Origin of the sequence: Thalassoroseus pseudoceratinae, assembly GCF_011634775.1 — a bacterium.
Classification (GTDB): Bacteria; Planctomycetota; Planctomycetia; order Planctomycetales; family Planctomycetaceae; genus Thalassoroseus; species Thalassoroseus pseudoceratinae.
The window spans coordinates 405655-422179 of record NZ_JAALXT010000001.1 but is presented as its reverse complement, the minus strand read 5'-3'; the positions used below and the strand labels follow the sequence as shown (position 1 = coordinate 422179).

The following is a 16525-nucleotide window of genomic DNA, read 5'->3' as shown; positions in this document are numbered from 1 at the left end:
CGCTTTGAAGTTGATCGAATGGCAGAACTATGATCTGGGCTCAGAACGAAATCCGGCTCCCCGCGTACTCGCGAGGTTGTCATATTGTGACGCGGCAAGTCGTTGATGGTTGCCCCGAGTTGGCGGAGGTTGGTGTTGGCTTATTGCACGTCTTTATCCTCCACACGTCCGCTTCGCTTTCGATCAACGAGAATGCCGACCCGGATGTCCCGATCGACATGGAACGCTCGCTCAGCGCGATCGCACCGGAGAGTTTTCCGTATCGCCATACATGTGAGGGCCCCGATGATATGCCCGCCCATGTGAAGTCTACATTGACCGGAAGCAGCCTGAGTATTCCGGTGCGGGATGGGCGATTGTATCTCGGAACTTGGCAAGGGATTTATCTCTGCGAACACCGTAACCGAGCGGGATCGCGAAAATTAGTGCTGACTCTCCAAGGTAACAAACGGTCAACGAATGATTGACAATGACCTCTCAGTCATCACAATGGAATTGCTCGTAGGCGCTGCGGCACTACTTCATCGAGTCGGCGAATTCTCTGGATTTCAGTGCTCGCGTTGATTCGACTTGCAGACGGATCGAGAAAGGACAACGTGATGGCCTTGAGGACACTCCGACCCAACGCAAAGATTCTTGCTGCGTTTGTTCCGATGTGGCTTTGCTTACTCGACCTGGCCATTGCCGACCCTCCCCAAATCGAGGTGCACGTTCCGTTTGAACGCCAGAATCCCTCGTCAATTTATTCGAACATTGCCGAGGCGACTCGCGACATATCTCAACTGGACAACGGCGAAACCCATCACCACCACCCGGTTCGCTTGAACGCACGACCAATTGTGTCTCGATTCGATGTGGCGTTATCCAAACCGCGTCGAGTTTTGATCAGCCCCGACGGTTCCATGCTGGTTGCCGATTGGGGGGCCGATGTGGTGCTGAAGATCACAACGACATCGGAAGTCACTGTGTTCGCGAGCAACTTGCACGAACCGGCGGGCTTGGCACGGGATGCGGCGGGAAATTTGTACGTTGCGAATCACGCCTCGGGAATTGCCGGGGAAGGGACGGTTGTGAAAATCTCTCCCGGTGGAATGCCGATTGTGTTCGCGGATGGACTCTGCGGCCCGACCGGTTTGGCGTTTGATCCCCAAGGCACACTTTTCGTGGCGGATTTCCAAGGAGATCGGATCGTTCGGATTACGCCAGACGGCGACTCCCAAACGTTCGTGGACGAACTTCCCACACCGGCGGCCTTGGCGTTCGATCAACATGGCTATCTTTACACCGCTAGCTCAACGGAAGGCACCGTCTACCGAATTGATGCGATGGGCAATCGGTTCATCGTCTGCCAAGGACTCACGGTGCCATCGGATCTGGCGTTTGATTCGCAGGGGCATCTCATCGTCACTAATTACGGCGGCACGGAACTGACCTATGTCGATCCAATGGGCACCGGCCGTATCTTCGCGACGGTTCCAAAGGGGACGATTGGTCTCGATTTCGACGCCGATGGCAACTTGGTGTTCGTCAATTGGGATTTTCAGACGCTCATGAAAATCACGATGAACTTGCAGATTCCTTGTCCGCATTGCGGGCAAACCATTCCGCTGCAATTACGACCGAGGCAGCCGAAACCCACACGATCCAAGCCATCCGGTCCGGTAATTTAGACCGACCAATGCCACGCTTTACCATCTCGCGGCACGACCATCCGGAAGTCCACTGGGATTTCTTTCTGGAAGACGGCGAAGAATTGCTGACCTGGCGACTAACGCATCCGCTGGATGTCGAGGAGCCGATCGCCGCGAAGAAGTTGCCAAGTCACCGGTTGATCTATTTGGACTACTCGGGACCCGTCAGCCGAAACCGAGGAACTGTCACTAAGCTGGTGACCGGTCATTTCGACTGGCTCACGGGCGACGCGAATGCAACAATCATCGAGGTGCATCTCACGAGCACTGAATTCCGTGGCCGTTGTGAGTTGCGACACATTGACGACGACGACTGGGCCTGCCGGTTCCAATCGTCATAGATCGCAGCGGACTACGGTGTCTGCGAGATTCAATGACCCTGGCCCGGAATACCGTTTAATTGCGTTTTTCGTGCGTACTTGGTTGGGGTTGGCTGGCGATTTTGGGGGCGTTTGCCAGACCGCCAACAATCTGCACCGCACCGTCGACAACTTTGACCGATTCCAATTGGATCGCTCGTTTCGGATTGCTGGCTAGATCGATGATCGCGACATCGTGGCCATTCGATTGACGCCACTCAACGTCGAAACCAGCTTCCTCAATGTCTTGGGTTAACTCGTGGAGCGTTTCTTCGAGGGGAATCGGAATGAGACCTGCTCGAATTTGTTCAACTTCCAACGCCAACCGGAGGTCGGACGTCACCCAAGGTCGAACAATCACACTCGCAATGCCGTCCCATGCCTTGTATTTCATACGGAAACCGAGTCGCAGAACATCGGTTTGCATAAGCACACGCGGATCGCGAATCCCATCCGGAACAAGTTTCGCAAATTCCGGCCGTTGGAGTTCTTCGACGACCCAACTGTTAACTTGAGACTGTTCGAACGTCGCTGTCCATCGATCGCTATGGTTGATGTCGTTGACCAACCCCGTCGTCGTTTGGACGAGTTCCTTCGCTTCCTGCTGTCGGGTTTTGGGATCGCTGGGAACTGTCGAAGCTGCTTGGGTGTAGAATTCGGGAACTTGCCACAACGCCCAGAAAATCGCGCCACAAGCCGCCATCGCAAGCAGTGCGAAAGACACGCCCATGAAAATCCACTTTTTGCGTGCCATTGCAGTTTCCTTCCCGCAGGGAAGTGTGATTGAGAATTTCTCAGGCACCGGCGGGACACTGTCGGGCCGACCGGGAGAAGACGTTCAAGTTTTGAACATCGTATGTCTCGTAGCGATTATGGTCAAGATGAGGATTGAACGGGTTCGATGCCGTTCCGACCGAATTCATCCGGCAACTATTCTCTGAACGCGACAATACGACCGATTTGACATTCGCTTTGGAAAACCCGAGCGAAGCACCGGGAATTTGCCGGACAACAATCGAACGACCAATTAAACTGGTAACGCATCTCGAACTATTCCCGGAAAGTTGTGTATCGCCATGCGTCGTTTCCTCTACCCGATTCTCTTAACGATCATCGTGAATTTGGCACCGCCGAGCGTGCAAGCGCAACCAGGCGGACGACAGCCGTTGTTGCCGACGCCAAGGATTCTCAACCGTTACGGTTTGGAGTTGGCTTGGTGGAATCGGGCGGTGCTCGATCCCGCACGTGATGAGGTCGCCCATTTGACGGCTGACGAAGAGATCGTCTTTGTGCAGTCGACCGCCGGAACCGTAACGGCTTTCGACGCTGATAACGGCATCAAACTTTGGGCGATTCAACTCGGCTATCGCGACGCCCCGAGTTACCCGATCACCACCAACGCCAAGTTGGCATTGGTCACGACGGGCTCATATATCTTTGCAATCGACAAATGGAAGGGCATCGTGATTTGGCAGATTCGTTTGCCAAGCCAACCATCCACGAGTCCGACGCTCGACGAACGGCGGATGTTCATCGGCATGCTTGACGGCACGATGTACGCGTACAACTTGAAGAAGATTCAGGAACTCTTCGAGGATGCGAAACTTCCTGAGTGGTCCTATCAAACCATCGAGTGGAACTTCCGAACCGATGGTGCTGTCGCGACACCGGGTGTACCAATCGAGCCGGCGTTGTTCTTTGCAAGTGCAGACCGTTCCTTGTATGCAGTCACCACAAAGGACCGGGCTTTGAAGTTCCAATTGGAAACCGATGCCTCAATCACGGCTCGTTTGGCTCACGGGAATGGGCTGTTGTATTTGGCCTCGGAAGACTTCAATGTGTACGCGGTTGATGAAGTCACCGGTCAGATTCGTTGGCGATTTGTCGCTGGATTGCCAATCCGCAAGCCGCCCATCGTCATTCTAGACGACTTATTCATCGCTCCCGAACGAACCGGGGTGTATCTGCTGGATGCCGTCACCGGTCGACAACGAACGAATGGGTACTGGCCTCGGCTCGACAAGTTCGTCGCTGCGACTGAGAATCTCTACATGATGACGGATCGCACGGGGAATGTTGTGCTGGTGAATCGTGAAACGCTCGGTGTCGAAGGCGTCTTGCCGCTGAACCGGTACGATAACATCATCTACAATGACCGGACGGATCGCTTGATTATGGCGACCAGTCGAGGTTTGGTGGCCGTTGTCAAAGAGATTGGTTCGGAGTTCCCGAAGTATTACCAATCGCCTGAGAAGCAACCGATTCTGCCGATTCTTGCTCCAGAGAATGAACCCGAAGCGGACGACGCCACCAACTGAGACGAATCACGACTCGGAATTGTCATCGAGGATCCGCTCAATGAACTCATAAGCGGCTTGCCGAATTTCGGGCGGGAAATCGTGTTGGCAATCGGGATAGACGATTTGCAGCCGATCTGAAACTTTGTGCCGTTCGAAGACGGCGCGGATTTTCGGTTCGGCTTTTTTCACGCCTCGAAAGTCGAAATTGGAATCGGCGAGTGGTGAGCTTGAAAAGAATCCGCGGGGTGCGAGGGCGGCACAGAGTTCGTAGAAGTCAAAGGGCACACGATCGGGATTCAAGTCGTACTCGGTTCGCAATGCGGGCATGTAACGATCGCTCGTCCATCCTGCGATTTTGCCCCCGTAGTAATCGTGGAACGGCGTCCAACCGCAACTTGAAACGATGGCTTTCAACCGTTGATCAAACATCCCCACGAAAATGGCATTGTGTCCGCCGAGTGAATGGCCGATGACAGCCAATTTTTCTGAGTCGACTTCCGGCCGTGCGACGAGCAAATCCACGCCCCGAATGTGATTGACGAGTCCTTTCAGCGTGCCGGATTTGTAACCATCGGCGGTGAAATCGTAGCCGACCAAGTCACCAAAGGGCGGATAATCCGGAGCGAGCACAACGTGTCCACGACTGGCAAGTTCTGCGGCGTATTGGCGGTTCGGTCGGTTGGCTTCGCCCGCAACGATGAGTTTCCCGGCGGTTCCCGTTGGATGCAACGCAAGAATGCCACTGCGTTTTTCGTTAGACTTGATGTTCTTCGGCAAGTAGAGATGCGCCGTGACTCGTCCGTTCGCGTCCGCCACATAGGAGATCGTTTGGCGAACGAAATCGTCGGTTTCGACGCTCGACGTTACCTTCACATCCAACGGTGGGAATTGGGAGCGATCGGGAAGTGGTCCCGTGACTTTCTGGAACGCTTTGAGAATGGATTGACGACGTGATTGCCAATCATCGAGCGATTGAATCGGCCGGATCTCGGCATTCGGACCGCGATACCAATTCAAATCCGAATGCAACGCTTCCGGCATCTGTGCCAATCCGACATGGCTAGCGGATAAGCACAAAACCGTGACTGCAATGTTTGTCAAACGCATTGCATCCAACCCTTTCAACGTACGAGAAGTCTGAACGCTATGAATCGATCCTTAGGAACCGATTCTAGAGAATTGTCGGTTCGCGACAACTCACGCGTGGACTTCACCGTTTAAAGGGCCACATCGCACTTCACGAGGCGACTTTCAGCTGCAATTCTTCGGCGTTCAACGAGACCAATGTGATACCGACCTTGTTGGCCAGATCGATCACCTTGGCTTCATCAAGCAGGATCGTGCGACCAGACTCGATCGCCAGAACCCTGGCACCGGCTTCACGCATGGTTTGAATGGTTTGCACACCCACGGTGGGAACATCGAATCGCATGTCTTGATGCGGTTTCGCCACCTTGACGACGGTGAACTTGCCACGTTTGCAGAGTTGGCCCGAGCGTCGGATGCAGGCATCCGTTCCCTCGATGGCTTCCACCGCAACGACAGCCTGATCGCTGACGGTCACCGTTTGACCGACATCGAGCCGACCCATTTCCTTGGCTAGTTCCCAGCCGAATTTAATATCCCGCCATTGGGCAGGCGTGGGTTTTCGCTGAGTGAGGAATCCGTGTTTCACGAGCAGCTCCGGGCAGTATTCCAGGGCTGAATCAAAATGAATGCCGTCCCGCCCGAATTCGCGAATGACGGCTAACAACAGTGTATCGTCTCGACGATCTTTCACGGCGTAGTTGTAGATCATGTGGATCGTCCGCCAATCCGGCAGATGACGCAGCACACGAAAACGGGCCAAGAGCGTCGTCTTTTCGACTTTTCCCGCCATCACCACGCGGTCGATACCAGCCCGCTTGAAGAGACGGATCGCTTTGCCGATGCGTCCGAGTGGCGCGGTGACAAAGTCGTCGCAGATTTCGCCGAGTTCGTCGGGAGCCATCCCAACAACACCCACGGCGAATACGGACAAACCTTGACGGCGTGCCGCTTCCGCAAACGAGATAGGAAACCGCCCACCGCCGGCCAGTAACCCGACCCGTTGCGGTTTGCGTGTATGATTTCTTCCGAGCAGGGGAATCGTACCGTCCATGATTGCTCTTCAACTACTCCGCGTTGGCATCCTGCCAGTGCGTTTCTCGAACAAATTCAAAATCTGAATGATCTCGAATTCAGAACTAAGCCGCATCTCGTCGTTCGGAGACGTCGTCGTTGGATTCGAGTTTCGATTCCAACTTCCTCACTTGTTTGACAAGTGATCGCAACGTCTCTCGCATTTCCGGTAATTTCTTGGAGGCCATCATGACCTTAAAAGATTGATCGGCTTTCATCGCCGGATGCCCGATCCAAGTTTCGCCCGCTGGAACATTTTTATTGATTGCGGCACGAGCACCCACAACAACGCCATCGCCAAGTTGCACATGGTCTGCCACGCCCACCTGCCCTGCCAACACGACGTATTCCCCCGTCGTGACCGAGCCTGCCATGCCGACCTGTGAGACGATGAGATTGTGCCGTCCGACTTCGCAATTGTGTCCGATCTGAACGAGATTGTCGATCTTCGTTCCGGTTCCGATTACAGTTTCGCCGATCATGGCTCGATCAATCGCGGCGTTGGCTCCGATTTCGACATCGTCTTCGATGCGGACGGAACCAAAATGTGGGACTTTCTCGTGTCGGCCGTTGACCTGACGGTAGCCGTATCCGTCGCAGCCGATCACCGTTCCGGCATGAATCAGCACACGGTCACCGATTTCCGTATCCGGGTAACACACGACGTTGGCGTCGAGCACACAATCGTCACCGATTTTGGTCCCTGCACCGAGGACAACGCCGGGATGGATGTCACAACGATCGCCAATCACGACATCGTCATCAATCGTAACGCCCGGATGAATGTTCGTTTCGCTGCCAATGCGGGCCGATTCGGAAACGTTTGCATGTTTCGAGATTCCAATTTGGCGACGCTGCCGTGATGGACGGAGAATCGTCAACGCGACGCTCATCGCACTTTTGGCGTTTTCCACAAAGAGTTTCGGCTTCGTGCAGCCATCCATTCGCGGAGAATCGGCCAAGCTTTCTGTCACAATGACCGCACCGGCTTGGGAGTCGCGGAGACGGTTCAGGTTCGCCTCATCGGCGACGAAGGTAATGTCCGTAGGTTGGGCTTTGTCGATTGCTTGGGCACCGGTGATTTCAAGATCACCGTTACCGACGAGCTTCGCAGAAAGCTCCTTGGCCAACGTCGCAAGTCGAACAGATCCCATCCTGGAGTCCCTTCCGGAGTGGTCAGCGTTTGGCAGTTATGAGGGAGCGGGCGGAGTTCGCCTGCTAGAATCGTGAACTTCTAGCGAAATTTTCTAGCCGCCGCAAGACCGATTTTGGGGAATCACAATAGCGACGAGGTGGAATAGGAAGACTGGCGAAACATTCATCCTTGGAGAATGTTTAGGAGTCGGCGTGTGCCGGTTTGCACGGTTTACCGCATTTTGAAGGAGCAACCGATTGCGAAACCGGCTCTTGATCCGATGAGAAGGGACGTGCCAATCGAGGTTCGTTGGAAAGGGATTCGGAATGCTGAATCGAAGTCAGATGCTGGGATGCTTTGCATCGGTCGCCACCGTGATGATGATGGCCGTGAATTCGGTTCAAGCCGCCGAACCGATTCCCCCCGCCATGCCAGCGGTGGGCCCCATCGGCAACGGGTATGACTACTACCGAGAGTATCCCAATCAGGGGTACCCGCCGAGTGCTGAAGCAGGTCATCCCAACTACGATTTGCCCAAGAAGCATTACGACGTTTGGTATCGTCCGAAGTTGTTCGGCTGGACGAAGTCTCTGCGGTGTGCGAAGAAAGACACCTTCCGCCCCCGTGGGTTCGGACGTTTGTTCGTGGAACCGGATACCCCGAAGCGGATGGACTATCACCGTGCCGTGCTCACACAACCGGTCAGCGGATATGGTCCGTCATACTACTACCGGACTCCGGACCAACGTTGCAAATGCGAATGCTGCTGTGAGGACTGTTTCAGCGATTCTGATGGGGATGGCACCTGCGATCGTTGCGAAGAGTAACCGCTCACCGGTCCACTTGGCACGTCTTCAGGAGTCGTGCCATTTGGTCCTTGGTTTGAGAATCGGCCGCCGAGCAGTTCATCGCCTTCATCATCTTCCGATGATCGCGACGTCTGTCTTTGGCGGCGTACGATTTGTGCACGCCTTCGCAGTCGATCAGCCACAATTTCCATGTGCCGTCATTATCGAGCGACGGGAAAAAGTGACGGGTGCAGACACCACGCCAAGCCAGACCGGCTCGGTGAATTTTGGAAAGCGTCTTCGCAACCGACGCCAGCAATTCGGTTTGCAATTCGTTGCTCAGTCGTTGCCAACCGCCATTCTCGAAGAGCTCGTGCAAGGAGTGCGGCGGTGGCACTTCCTTCAAGATGACCGCTTCGCGAAATCGCAACATGCCGTGACGCAACAACGCGATTCGCTCCGGCACACGCAGACCGATTTCCTGCAGCCGTTCAATTCCCAGCCACTCCCGGTGTGGGAAGCTTTTGAGGAATTGACCAGATTTGAGATCAGTCATTCTCGGCCAGACCCGTCGCCGTCCCCAATTCAATTTAATGAACGACGGAACGGCTTTCTTGAGGCCTGGCAGTGCCATGGGAATCACGGCGCGACCACGATGACCGTGCACACTCAAGCGAGTGAGTGAAAACAGACGATCGAGATTCGTCAGCCCACTGCGATGCATGATCTCGCGGGCTTCGGACGATTCGTAAATCGCGGAGCCCGAGAACGGTGACGGCCAACTCATGCGGAGAGGTGACGGCCAATCGGTTTGTACGGGAAATGCCCAACTAGGCCGCGCGAGTGTTTCTGTGAGAGGCATCCAAAGAACTTTCGGTCACGAGGTGTTGAATCCACGGTTCCGCAAACAATTCGGAAACCTTGTTTTCGACTTTCTTCTGTGCACGACGGTGATTCAAAGGTTTCTCAGGACGTAACCCTGCTGTTCCGTGAGCCACGTGGAACACGTCTTCGGCCATCGTACGAACGGGAACCAGTCCCGTCTGGAAACCGGCATCCCAAATTTGTCGGGCGATCGCGTAGCCACCGCCTTTCATCCCGTCTTGATGGAACGACAAGCCGTGGGTTCGCAACGTTTCCGTACGGTACATCGCACAGTAATCACGTGGATAGTGCCGCTGCTTCCATGCTTCCGCCGTTTTCAATCCCAATGCGGATTTCAAACGATTGGTAGCGAAGCCAAAGACTCGTTTCTGCCACAGATAAAGGGGATGTTCGAGTTCCAGTTTCCACGCACCGGACGCCGCGACGCGATCATCTTGTTCCAAGATGGCGATCATGTTGTCGAGCCACGCATCTCGGCGGACGAACACATCGGAATGCATGGTGACGTAGTATTTGCCCGTCGCCACTTGCAGGCCTTGGTCCCAAGCGGTGAAGACATTCTTTGGCCAATTGTCGGAGGTTTCTTCCGGACGCTCGATGAGGTGAATCCAATCGAGCGAACGGAGATAGTCGAGACTTTGGTCTTTCGAGCCATTGTCGATGACAATCACTTCTAGATCGTAGTCTTCCGAATGCTGGCGAATTGACCGCAGACACGGCTTGGCGTATTCCTCGACCTGCCAATGCGGAATACAAATGGTAATTCGTGGACCGACCGATCCCATATCTCGACCCTTGACGTTAATGCATGACCTTCACAAAACATCCGGTGAAAACGCAGTATTGGTAGCCCCACGATTACTGCCGAAGGACACGAATGTCTTCCGCGGATGCGGTTGGGTAGAGTTGGCGATGTTCTTGGTCGAAGTTTTTGACGAAGGCTCGCACATTGACGTTGTGATCGTCACGTCCGAACAGCGGTTGTTTGGCGAGCGATTCTTCCGCACTCAAACCGCGATACTTGATGTCATAAAGCGAAAGAAATTTGGCGGTTCGTGTCACGCCATGTTGGCAGTGAACGAGCATCGGATAATTGTTGGGGTCGGAGAGGATCTCGAGATGATCGGTAATCGTCGGATCATCCGCTTCGACGTTAAGCGTCATCGGAAGTTCGATGAGACGCGCACCGGCATTGGTGACAGCCTTTCGTTCACCGTCCCAACGCGGTTCGCCCATTTCACCGGGATTGCACAAGTTGACCACGGAACGAATTTGGTATTTTTCGATGACTTCATCGAGGACATCGGGTTCCAGCCAAGCGGCTCGGTAGACCAAACCTTCGTCGTGGGTCGCGAGGTGTTTGTAGCGGTGATGCTGGTGATACGCGTATCCGCCAGCCAACACGCCCACTACGGCGGCGAGGCCAATGCCCCAGAGAGTCGTTCGTCGTTGCATGAGGGAGGCTCCGAGTGCGAGTCCATTCGAGTGTCGGATGCTGGCGTAAAATCGTCAGCGTCGCGAGGGTTCTAGGACATCATTGAAACTTCGTCAATCGGTCTTTTGGACTTGCGCGTGAGCAGCGGTCGGCATTATGATGTCAAACTCACGAACACTCCCCTGCCCGAAGACCCGAGCTTGCTTCCCCAAAAGTGACTTCCAAGAGGCGAAACAACGACAATGCCCAAACCGCCAAGCACCGGCTTGATTCATGGAGACTGCCTGACCGAACTGAAAAAACTGTCGGACGGATCGGTCGATTTGGCCTTTGCCGACCCGCCGTTCAATATTGGCTACAGTTACGATCAGTACGACGACAATCTCCCCTCCGATGAATACGAGCAGTGGTGTGAGGAGTGGATGGGGGAAGTCGTGCGGGTGTTGAAGCCGAACGGAACCTTTTGGTTGGCGATCGGTGATGAATATGCCGCTGAACTCAAAGTGTTACTGACACGCACCTTGGGGATGCACTGCCGAAGTTGGGTCGTGTGGTACTACACGTTTGGCGTCAACTGCAAACACAAGTTCAGCCGTTCTCATGCTCATCTGTTGTACATGACCAAGGACCCTGCGGAGTTCGTCTTCAACGTGGACGACCCCGCAGTCCGTGTGCCTTCGGCTAGACAACTTGTGTACAAAGACAAACGGGCCAATCCCAAAGGTCGGCTTCCGGATGACACTTGGATTGCTCCCCCTATTCTTCGCGATCACGAGGGATGGGTTCTCAGACCGCAGGATGTCCCGGAGAGCTTTCAAGCCAGTGAAGACACCTGGTATGTGCCTCGGGTTGCCGGCACGTTCAAAGAGCGGAAAGGATGGCACGGTTGTCAAATGCCGGAGCAAGTTCTCGCCAGGATTATCCGAAGTTGCTCCCACGAGGGTGATCTCGTTCTCGATCCGTTCGCGGGTAGTGGCACCACGTTGGCGGTTGCGAAGAAACTTGGTCGTCAGTATCTCGGGTACGAGATCAGCGAGGACTACGTAAGTTGGGCCAGCGAGCGGTTAGATCAAATCAAGACTGGTGATCCACTCGACGGAGCCGAAAACCCGCTTCGAAGCGTACCGTCCACAAACAATGGAAAAAAACTCAAAGAACACTGAGACAAACATGGCGACAGTTGAGTTCATCGCAAATGACGAACCGGAAACCGCTCGATTCGGGTGTGTCTTCGGTACGGTTTGCGTGCCAAATTTGGTCGTGGGATTGGTCGGGGATCTGGGCGCTGGGAAGACTCGGTTTGTGCGAGCCGTTGCCGGTGAACTTGGCGTGCCGACTGAAATGGTCAACAGCCCCACATACATCCTAATCCATGAATACGCCGGACGGTTGCCGGTGTTTCACTTCGACACTTACCGACTCCGTGACGAAGACGAATTTTTGGAACTTGGCGTCGACGAACTATTTTCCGCCGGTGGGGTTTGCCTGATCGAGTGGGCGAATCGCGTTGAGGAGATTTTGCCCGTGGATCGGCTGTGGATTGATATCACCGTCACCGGGCCGGAGAGTCGGAAATTCAAGATCACTTCCAATGGCGAGCTAACCGATCGTGTGTTGGCGGAGTTGCGAAAACGAATCGATTCAGCGGGGCTCTAGTTGCAATTGAGCAGGCTTCACATCGACCGCGATGCCGGTTTGCCGAATTGGTTGGTGTCCGGTCCAGAGAATCCCTTGCACCATCAATCGCCGATACTCCGGCAGTTTCCAATTCTTGTGGAAATGACCGCCGCTGAAGCCAAACGAACGCCCGCCGTCCTCACGTTCCCATGCCCATGCGACCGGTTCTTCACGGTCTTCGATGTCGGCGAAGATAAGACCCACGTGGTTCTCACGCTCGGCTGGAAACTTCAAGCGATAGTAGAATTCCTCGTGGACATTGAACGGCTTGATCCCGCGAAGAATCGGGTGATCAATCGTCGCGGGACGGGCGGATGTCTCGACGACTTTGTATTTGCGATCCGGTCCGCCATGACAACCGCCGAACAAGGAAACGTATGCGGGAACATCCTCGGCATCACGGGTTCCCATGCCCCAGTGCAGACAGACGAAACCACCACCCCGCTGGGCAAGGTGTTTGAAGGCGGCCAGTCTTTTCGCATCCGCGCTGAGCCACTTCGCTCCTTGGGAAAGGAACACGACAACCACGTCGGCACCGTCGATGAGATCCGGTCCTTCGCTCCAAGCGTCGTCGGCGGAAACGACAATCGTTTGCAAGTTTTCAAACGGTTGCAACATCTCCGCCATCAGATTGACGCCCGCCATGTACTCATGCGTGCGAAATGGGTGCCCATCCGGTTTTTGCCCGAGCAAGAGCACTCGCTTCGGACGCGGATTCTCCGCCGCGACGGCCAACGGCACCGGCTGAAGAAGACAACCGAAAATCAACACAAATAGAATCCGCATGAAGACACCTGTTTCTGAGCTGAACGAATTGGACTGCCGTCTACTCCTGCATCAGATTGAGAAGCCTAGCTAGCGGACGGGGCATGAATACAGGACCGTCGAAGAAGTAACTGATCACGTTCACGATCACGTAGAAGACGATCAGACCGACAACTCCACCGACAATTTTTGTGGTGTTGTTATCGTCGTCCTCGGCGTCGGGAGCGTGTGGGTCCTTCACAGACGGACCTTCCCATTTGGTCTCTTTCTCCTGCGTGATGAGATCCAAATCGGGCTGGTAGTAATATGTCAACCATCCGTTCAACCGCATCAGGAACAAGGCGGGAATTCCCATCAACGCGATGGCTCCTAAGATCATCGCCAACGGGCCCAGAAGTTGTTTGTAGTCGATTTCCGTGTAGGCGTTTTCACCTTCGGACGTGAGAAATGCCTTCATGGCGATCATCTCGCCTTCGCCGGTATCAAACCAGAACCCTTTCGGTGACTTCGACTTATACGAAAGGGGCATTGCCGGGCCGTCTTCGCTGTCGCCGCCGGTTTTCGGTTCCTCGAAGATTTCGACAGCACCACGTCGGGCGTTCATCTCCACTTCGTCGATGATCGTCGTGAGTCCCTCGCCGAAATTCAGAATGAGAACCGTCATCATCAAAATGGCGGGCAGCATGGTCAGGACGAAGAACATCGCCCAATGCATCGCTGGCTTCGCGACGCCCTTGGTAAAGAATGGCGGCATCGTCTTCCAGAAGCACCATCCCGGCCACTCTTGCGGCATGGCGAAGTGGGACATGGCGATCGGGAAGAACGGGATCAAGGGCACACACCCCAGTAAAATGATTCCCAGCCCGTTGATCAGTTGCAGATCGTTGATCTGCATGATGCCATAAATCAGCGGTCCAATGATGATTGGAAACCCGCCGATCAATATCCAACCGACGAATTTGAATCCGTTGGCAGCGGATAAGAAGAAATCGAATCGAGGATGCTTCCACACTTTCCGGCGGGTGTCGTGTGTGAACTGAATGATTTCGGTGTGAAGCAACCACAGCCAACCGGGGATCACCGGCAGGAATGTGCAAGTCACCAGCACCCAGAACGCTTTCAATGGGCCGCGACTGCAATACAGCACCATGAACAAGCTCAACAACCCAAGCAATCCGCAGATGACATGATAGATCATCGTCCGAAACGCGACTTTTTTGTGTTCCAGCAGGAAGTTCCACGCATCGGGAACGCCCTTACTGAAGTACCTGGCTGGGTCGGGGCCGCCGCGTTTTTTTAGCTTCTTTTTGCGTGCCGAGAGTTGTCCGGTTTCCAGGTCGACTCCGCACTTATCGCATTCGATGTCGTCCTCATCGGCTTCCGCACCGCATTTCGGGCAGATTCGGGTGTTGGCATCCTCCACACGCGAAAGATCCATCCGGGCCAATACGTCTTCGACATCGCCACCGCCGCCACCACTTGGCGAGGACGCTCCGCTGCGTTTGCGACGAGGGCCTGATGACTTCTTGGCTCCCCCACCCGGCACGTTGACTTTGCCGCCGCAAGCTGGGCAACGGATCACCCGACCACGGGTTTTATCGGGAAGTGTCAGTCCTTTTTCGCATTCAGGACAACGAATTTTCACCGGCATCGAAAAACTCCCAGCGAACCAAACTCAACATTGAAAACGCTCACCGGGAGCTGAGTCAGTTGAAGTGTTCTTGCTACAATTTCCCTGTTGTGCACTTTACCATCTTTCCGAGGGCTGTCATGTCGATTCCCCACGAGACTGGAACTCAAATCAAATTGCGTGGTGGTTCAGTCCGATTCCGGCGCTTGCCAGGGAATCTTTCCATAGAGTCGAACTTGATTTTGCAATTTGTTGGCGAGTTCTCGATACACGCGAGGGTTTTCGGATAACAAGTTTCGCTCTTCGAGCGGATCATCGTCGAGGTTGTATAACTCTTGCTTGCCGAACGGGCTGTTCTGAAGCAGTTTCCATGGACCGCGTCGGACGGCATCGATGGTTTTGCCTTGGTATTGCAGACCGCCTTCACGACGACGGAAGAACGCGATCGGCCGCAATGGCTCCTGTGCCTTCCCCTTGAGCGTGGGCAAGAAGCTTCGTCCGTCGAGATCGGTGGGCTTCGTCGCAGTTGTGGCATCGACGATCGTGGTGAAGATATCCATGCTCATGGCGGTGAATTGTGTTTCGGTTCCCGGTTCGATCACGCCCGGCCATTTGGCGATCGTGGGGACTTTCAAGCCGCCCTCGTAGACGGTTCCTTTCCCCGCCCGTGTCGGTCCGTTGTTCGCTCCGACGTTGATTTGCCCGCCGTTGTCGGAACTGAAAATCACGAGCGTGTTGTCGGCTTGGCCGGTGGACTCTAGGCACGTCAACACTTTGCCGATCCCGGCATCCATATGTTCAATCAGTGCGATTAACTTGGCCCGTCGTTCCGAGATTCCCGTTTCGCGTTGACGGACTTTTTCGACCCATTCCGCCGGCGGTTGAATCGGTGTGTGCGGCGCGTTGTACGCCAGGTACAGGAAAAATGGTTCAGACTCGTCGCCCCGAGACTTCAGGTAGTCGCATGCCCAATCGGTAAACAAATCCGTCGCGTGACCCTTTGGATCGATCACCTCTTGATTCCGTCGCATGTAATTGACGTCGTGACGACGGTGCTTGTAGTAGTCGTCCATCATGTCACCAAGAAAGCCGTGAAACCAATCGAATCCGCGTTCGTTTGGTGTATTCGGAGACTCCAACCCCAAATGCCATTTTCCGATGATGGCCGAGTGATACCCCTGCGTCTTCAAAACCTTCGGTAACAACGTGGACTCGGGAGACAACCATCCCCAGCTGTTGTTTGCGTGCGTGCGGATCACCCCCGGAACACCGACCCTGTCTTGATATTTGCCGGAAAGTAACGCCGCCCGTGTCGGTGAACACACCGGACAATTGGCGTAGAAATTCGTGAATCGCAGTCCGTCGCTGGCAAGTTTGTCCAAATTAGGGGATTGCAAATCCGGAGCACCATAGCAACTCAAATCCCCATAACCGAGATCGTCCGCCAGGATGACGATGACGTTCGGCGACTGCGGTTTTTCTGCGGCTTTGGTGCTTGTCTGCAAGAGACCCAATGCAACGACCATGACCGCGAGGCCAGTCAACGCGACGAAATTGGTCGTCCATCTCGGGCGGCATAAGCCTTGTTTGCGGGACATAAAGGGATTTCCGAAAGAGCGATTTTCTGAATGGGTTTTCTGAGATTGTTGAGTATCCAAGTCTGACTGCGGTAGGTCAACTTCGCCGCTAAATTCGGTAGG

At 54.6% G+C, this 16525-nt stretch carries 17 protein-coding genes; 7 read left to right on the top strand and 10 right to left on the bottom strand.

The features are described from left to right. Window positions 1-29 precede the first annotated feature (29 nt). The 3 genes from G6R38_RS01475 (at window position 30) to G6R38_RS01465 (ending at window position 2032) form a co-directional block, all read left to right on the top strand. Window positions 30-467 (top strand): secondary thiamine-phosphate synthase enzyme YjbQ, encoded by a 438-nt coding sequence (locus tag G6R38_RS01475; RefSeq protein WP_166819919.1) that lies wholly within the window; start codon window positions 30-32, stop codon window positions 465-467. A gap of 132 nt (window positions 468-599) precedes the next feature. After that, the gene (locus G6R38_RS01470; RefSeq protein WP_166819918.1) at window positions 600-1670 is read left to right on the top strand and encodes an NHL repeat-containing protein; all 1071 of its coding nucleotides are present in this window, start codon (window positions 600-602) and stop codon (window positions 1668-1670) included. An 8-nt stretch (window positions 1671-1678) separates the two neighbouring features. Continuing rightward, window positions 1679-2032, top strand: a complete 354-nt coding sequence (locus tag G6R38_RS01465) for a DNA polymerase ligase N-terminal domain-containing protein (protein WP_166819917.1) — start codon at window positions 1679-1681, stop codon at window positions 2030-2032. Between the two features lie 55 nt (window positions 2033-2087). Here G6R38_RS01465 and G6R38_RS01460 read toward each other — a convergent pair whose 3' ends face one another. Then, entirely contained in the window at window positions 2088-2804 is a 717-nt protein-coding gene (locus tag G6R38_RS01460; RefSeq protein WP_166819916.1) for a hypothetical protein, read from the bottom strand. Between the two features lie 322 nt (window positions 2805-3126). Here G6R38_RS01460 and G6R38_RS01455 point away from each other — a divergent pair, with 322 nt between their 5' ends. Then, window positions 3127-4368, top strand: coding sequence for an outer membrane protein assembly factor BamB family protein (locus tag G6R38_RS01455; protein ID WP_166819915.1), 1242 nt, complete (start codon window positions 3127-3129; stop codon window positions 4366-4368). Window positions 4369-4374: 6 nt separating this feature from the next. On the opposite strand, the gene G6R38_RS01450 is transcribed toward G6R38_RS01455, so the two are convergent. From G6R38_RS01450 to lpxD, 3 genes are all read right to left on the bottom strand, one after another. Beyond that, the gene (locus G6R38_RS01450) at window positions 4375-5457 is read right to left on the bottom strand and encodes an alpha/beta hydrolase family protein (RefSeq protein WP_166819914.1); all 1083 of its coding nucleotides are present in this window, start codon (window positions 5455-5457) and stop codon (window positions 4375-4377) included. Window positions 5458-5587: 130 nt separating this feature from the next. After that, on the bottom strand, window positions 5588-6490 hold the full coding sequence (locus tag G6R38_RS01445; RefSeq protein WP_166819913.1) for an LpxI family protein: 903 nt from the start codon (window positions 6488-6490) through the stop codon (window positions 5588-5590). Window positions 6491-6575: 85 nt separating this feature from the next. Next, a complete protein-coding gene (lpxD, locus tag G6R38_RS01440; protein WP_166819912.1) occupies window positions 6576-7664 on the bottom strand; it encodes a UDP-3-O-(3-hydroxymyristoyl)glucosamine N-acyltransferase in 1089 nt (362 codons plus the stop codon). 307 nt (window positions 7665-7971) lie between these two features. Between lpxD and G6R38_RS01435 the strand changes: the two genes are divergently transcribed. After that, complete coding sequence (locus G6R38_RS01435) at window positions 7972-8472, top strand: hypothetical protein (protein WP_166819911.1); 501 nt, start codon at window positions 7972-7974, stop codon at window positions 8470-8472. A 4-nt stretch (window positions 8473-8476) separates the two neighbouring features. On the opposite strand, the gene G6R38_RS01430 is transcribed toward G6R38_RS01435, so the two are convergent. The 3 genes from G6R38_RS01430 to G6R38_RS01420 all read right to left on the bottom strand — a co-directional run bounded on the left by G6R38_RS01430 (window position 8477) and on the right by G6R38_RS01420 (window position 10773). Next, a complete protein-coding gene (locus G6R38_RS01430; protein ID WP_166819910.1) occupies window positions 8477-9295 on the bottom strand; it encodes a lipopolysaccharide kinase InaA family protein in 819 nt (272 codons plus the stop codon). After that, window positions 9264-10103, bottom strand: a complete 840-nt coding sequence (locus G6R38_RS01425; RefSeq protein ID WP_166819909.1) for a glycosyltransferase family 2 protein — start codon at window positions 10101-10103, stop codon at window positions 9264-9266. Before G6R38_RS01425 ends, G6R38_RS01430 begins: the two co-directional genes overlap by 32 nt. Window positions 10104-10176: 73 nt before the next feature. Further along, window positions 10177-10773: a fused DSP-PTPase phosphatase/NAD kinase-like protein gene (locus tag G6R38_RS01420; RefSeq protein ID WP_166819908.1), complete on the bottom strand. Its 597-nt coding sequence runs from the start codon at window positions 10771-10773 to the stop codon at window positions 10177-10179. A 222-nt stretch (window positions 10774-10995) separates the two neighbouring features. Here G6R38_RS01420 and G6R38_RS01415 point away from each other — a divergent pair, with 222 nt between their 5' ends. Together G6R38_RS01415 and tsaE are read left to right on the top strand one after the other, a co-directional pair. Then, on the top strand, window positions 10996-11916 hold the full coding sequence (locus tag G6R38_RS01415) for a DNA-methyltransferase (RefSeq protein WP_166819907.1): 921 nt from the start codon (window positions 10996-10998) through the stop codon (window positions 11914-11916). A gap of 7 nt (window positions 11917-11923) precedes the next feature. Then, the gene (tsaE, locus tag G6R38_RS01410) at window positions 11924-12409 is read left to right on the top strand and encodes a tRNA (adenosine(37)-N6)-threonylcarbamoyltransferase complex ATPase subunit type 1 TsaE (RefSeq protein WP_166819906.1); all 486 of its coding nucleotides are present in this window, start codon (window positions 11924-11926) and stop codon (window positions 12407-12409) included. Here the strand turns inward: tsaE and G6R38_RS01405 are convergent. The 3 genes from G6R38_RS01405 to G6R38_RS01395 form a co-directional block, all read right to left on the bottom strand. Beyond that, window positions 12395-13216: a ThuA domain-containing protein gene (locus G6R38_RS01405; protein ID WP_166819905.1), complete on the bottom strand. Its 822-nt coding sequence runs from the start codon at window positions 13214-13216 to the stop codon at window positions 12395-12397. The two genes, tsaE and G6R38_RS01405, sit on opposite strands and share 15 nt — an antisense overlap. A gap of 40 nt (window positions 13217-13256) precedes the next feature. Continuing rightward, window positions 13257-14846, bottom strand: a complete 1590-nt coding sequence (locus G6R38_RS01400; RefSeq protein WP_166819904.1) for a hypothetical protein — start codon at window positions 14844-14846, stop codon at window positions 13257-13259. A gap of 167 nt (window positions 14847-15013) precedes the next feature. Further along, the gene (locus G6R38_RS01395) at window positions 15014-16423 is read right to left on the bottom strand and encodes a sulfatase-like hydrolase/transferase (protein WP_166819903.1); all 1410 of its coding nucleotides are present in this window, start codon (window positions 16421-16423) and stop codon (window positions 15014-15016) included. Between the last annotated feature and the right edge of the window lie 102 nt (window positions 16424-16525).

Excerpts from the sequence above, each read along its gene's own strand:
- G6R38_RS01435 (WP_166819911.1), top strand. The coding sequence starts at position 7,972 with ATGCTGAATCGAAGTCAGATGCTGGGATGCTTTGCATCGGTCGCCACC.
- G6R38_RS01395 (WP_166819903.1), bottom strand. The coding sequence starts at position 16,423 with ATGTCCCGCAAACAAGGCTTATGCCGCCCGAGATGGACGACCAATTTC.
- G6R38_RS01450 (WP_166819914.1), bottom strand. The coding sequence starts at position 5,457 with ATGCGTTTGACAAACATTGCAGTCACGGTTTTGTGCTTATCCGCTAGC.
- G6R38_RS01420 (WP_166819908.1), bottom strand. The coding sequence starts at position 10,773 with ATGCAACGACGAACGACTCTCTGGGGCATTGGCCTCGCCGCCGTAGTG.
- G6R38_RS01475 (WP_166819919.1), top strand. The coding sequence starts at position 30 with ATGATCTGGGCTCAGAACGAAATCCGGCTCCCCGCGTACTCGCGAGGT.
- G6R38_RS01425 (WP_166819909.1), bottom strand. The coding sequence starts at position 10,103 with ATGGGATCGGTCGGTCCACGAATTACCATTTGTATTCCGCATTGGCAG.
- tsaE (WP_166819906.1), top strand. The coding sequence starts at position 11,924 with ATGGCGACAGTTGAGTTCATCGCAAATGACGAACCGGAAACCGCTCGA.
- G6R38_RS01465 (WP_166819917.1), top strand. The coding sequence starts at position 1,679 with ATGCCACGCTTTACCATCTCGCGGCACGACCATCCGGAAGTCCACTGG.
- G6R38_RS01430 (WP_166819910.1), bottom strand. The coding sequence starts at position 9,295 with ATGCCTCTCACAGAAACACTCGCGCGGCCTAGTTGGGCATTTCCCGTA.
- G6R38_RS01470 (WP_166819918.1), top strand. The coding sequence starts at position 600 with ATGGCCTTGAGGACACTCCGACCCAACGCAAAGATTCTTGCTGCGTTT.
- G6R38_RS01445 (WP_166819913.1), bottom strand. The coding sequence starts at position 6,490 with ATGGACGGTACGATTCCCCTGCTCGGAAGAAATCATACACGCAAACCG.
- G6R38_RS01415 (WP_166819907.1), top strand. The coding sequence starts at position 10,996 with ATGCCCAAACCGCCAAGCACCGGCTTGATTCATGGAGACTGCCTGACC.
- lpxD (WP_166819912.1), bottom strand. The coding sequence starts at position 7,664 with ATGGGATCTGTTCGACTTGCGACGTTGGCCAAGGAGCTTTCTGCGAAG.
- G6R38_RS01400 (WP_166819904.1), bottom strand. The coding sequence starts at position 14,846 with ATGCCGGTGAAAATTCGTTGTCCTGAATGCGAAAAAGGACTGACACTT.
- G6R38_RS01405 (WP_166819905.1), bottom strand. The coding sequence starts at position 13,216 with ATGCGGATTCTATTTGTGTTGATTTTCGGTTGTCTTCTTCAGCCGGTG.
- G6R38_RS01455 (WP_166819915.1), top strand. The coding sequence starts at position 3,127 with ATGCGTCGTTTCCTCTACCCGATTCTCTTAACGATCATCGTGAATTTG.
- G6R38_RS01460 (WP_166819916.1), bottom strand. The coding sequence starts at position 2,804 with ATGGCACGCAAAAAGTGGATTTTCATGGGCGTGTCTTTCGCACTGCTT.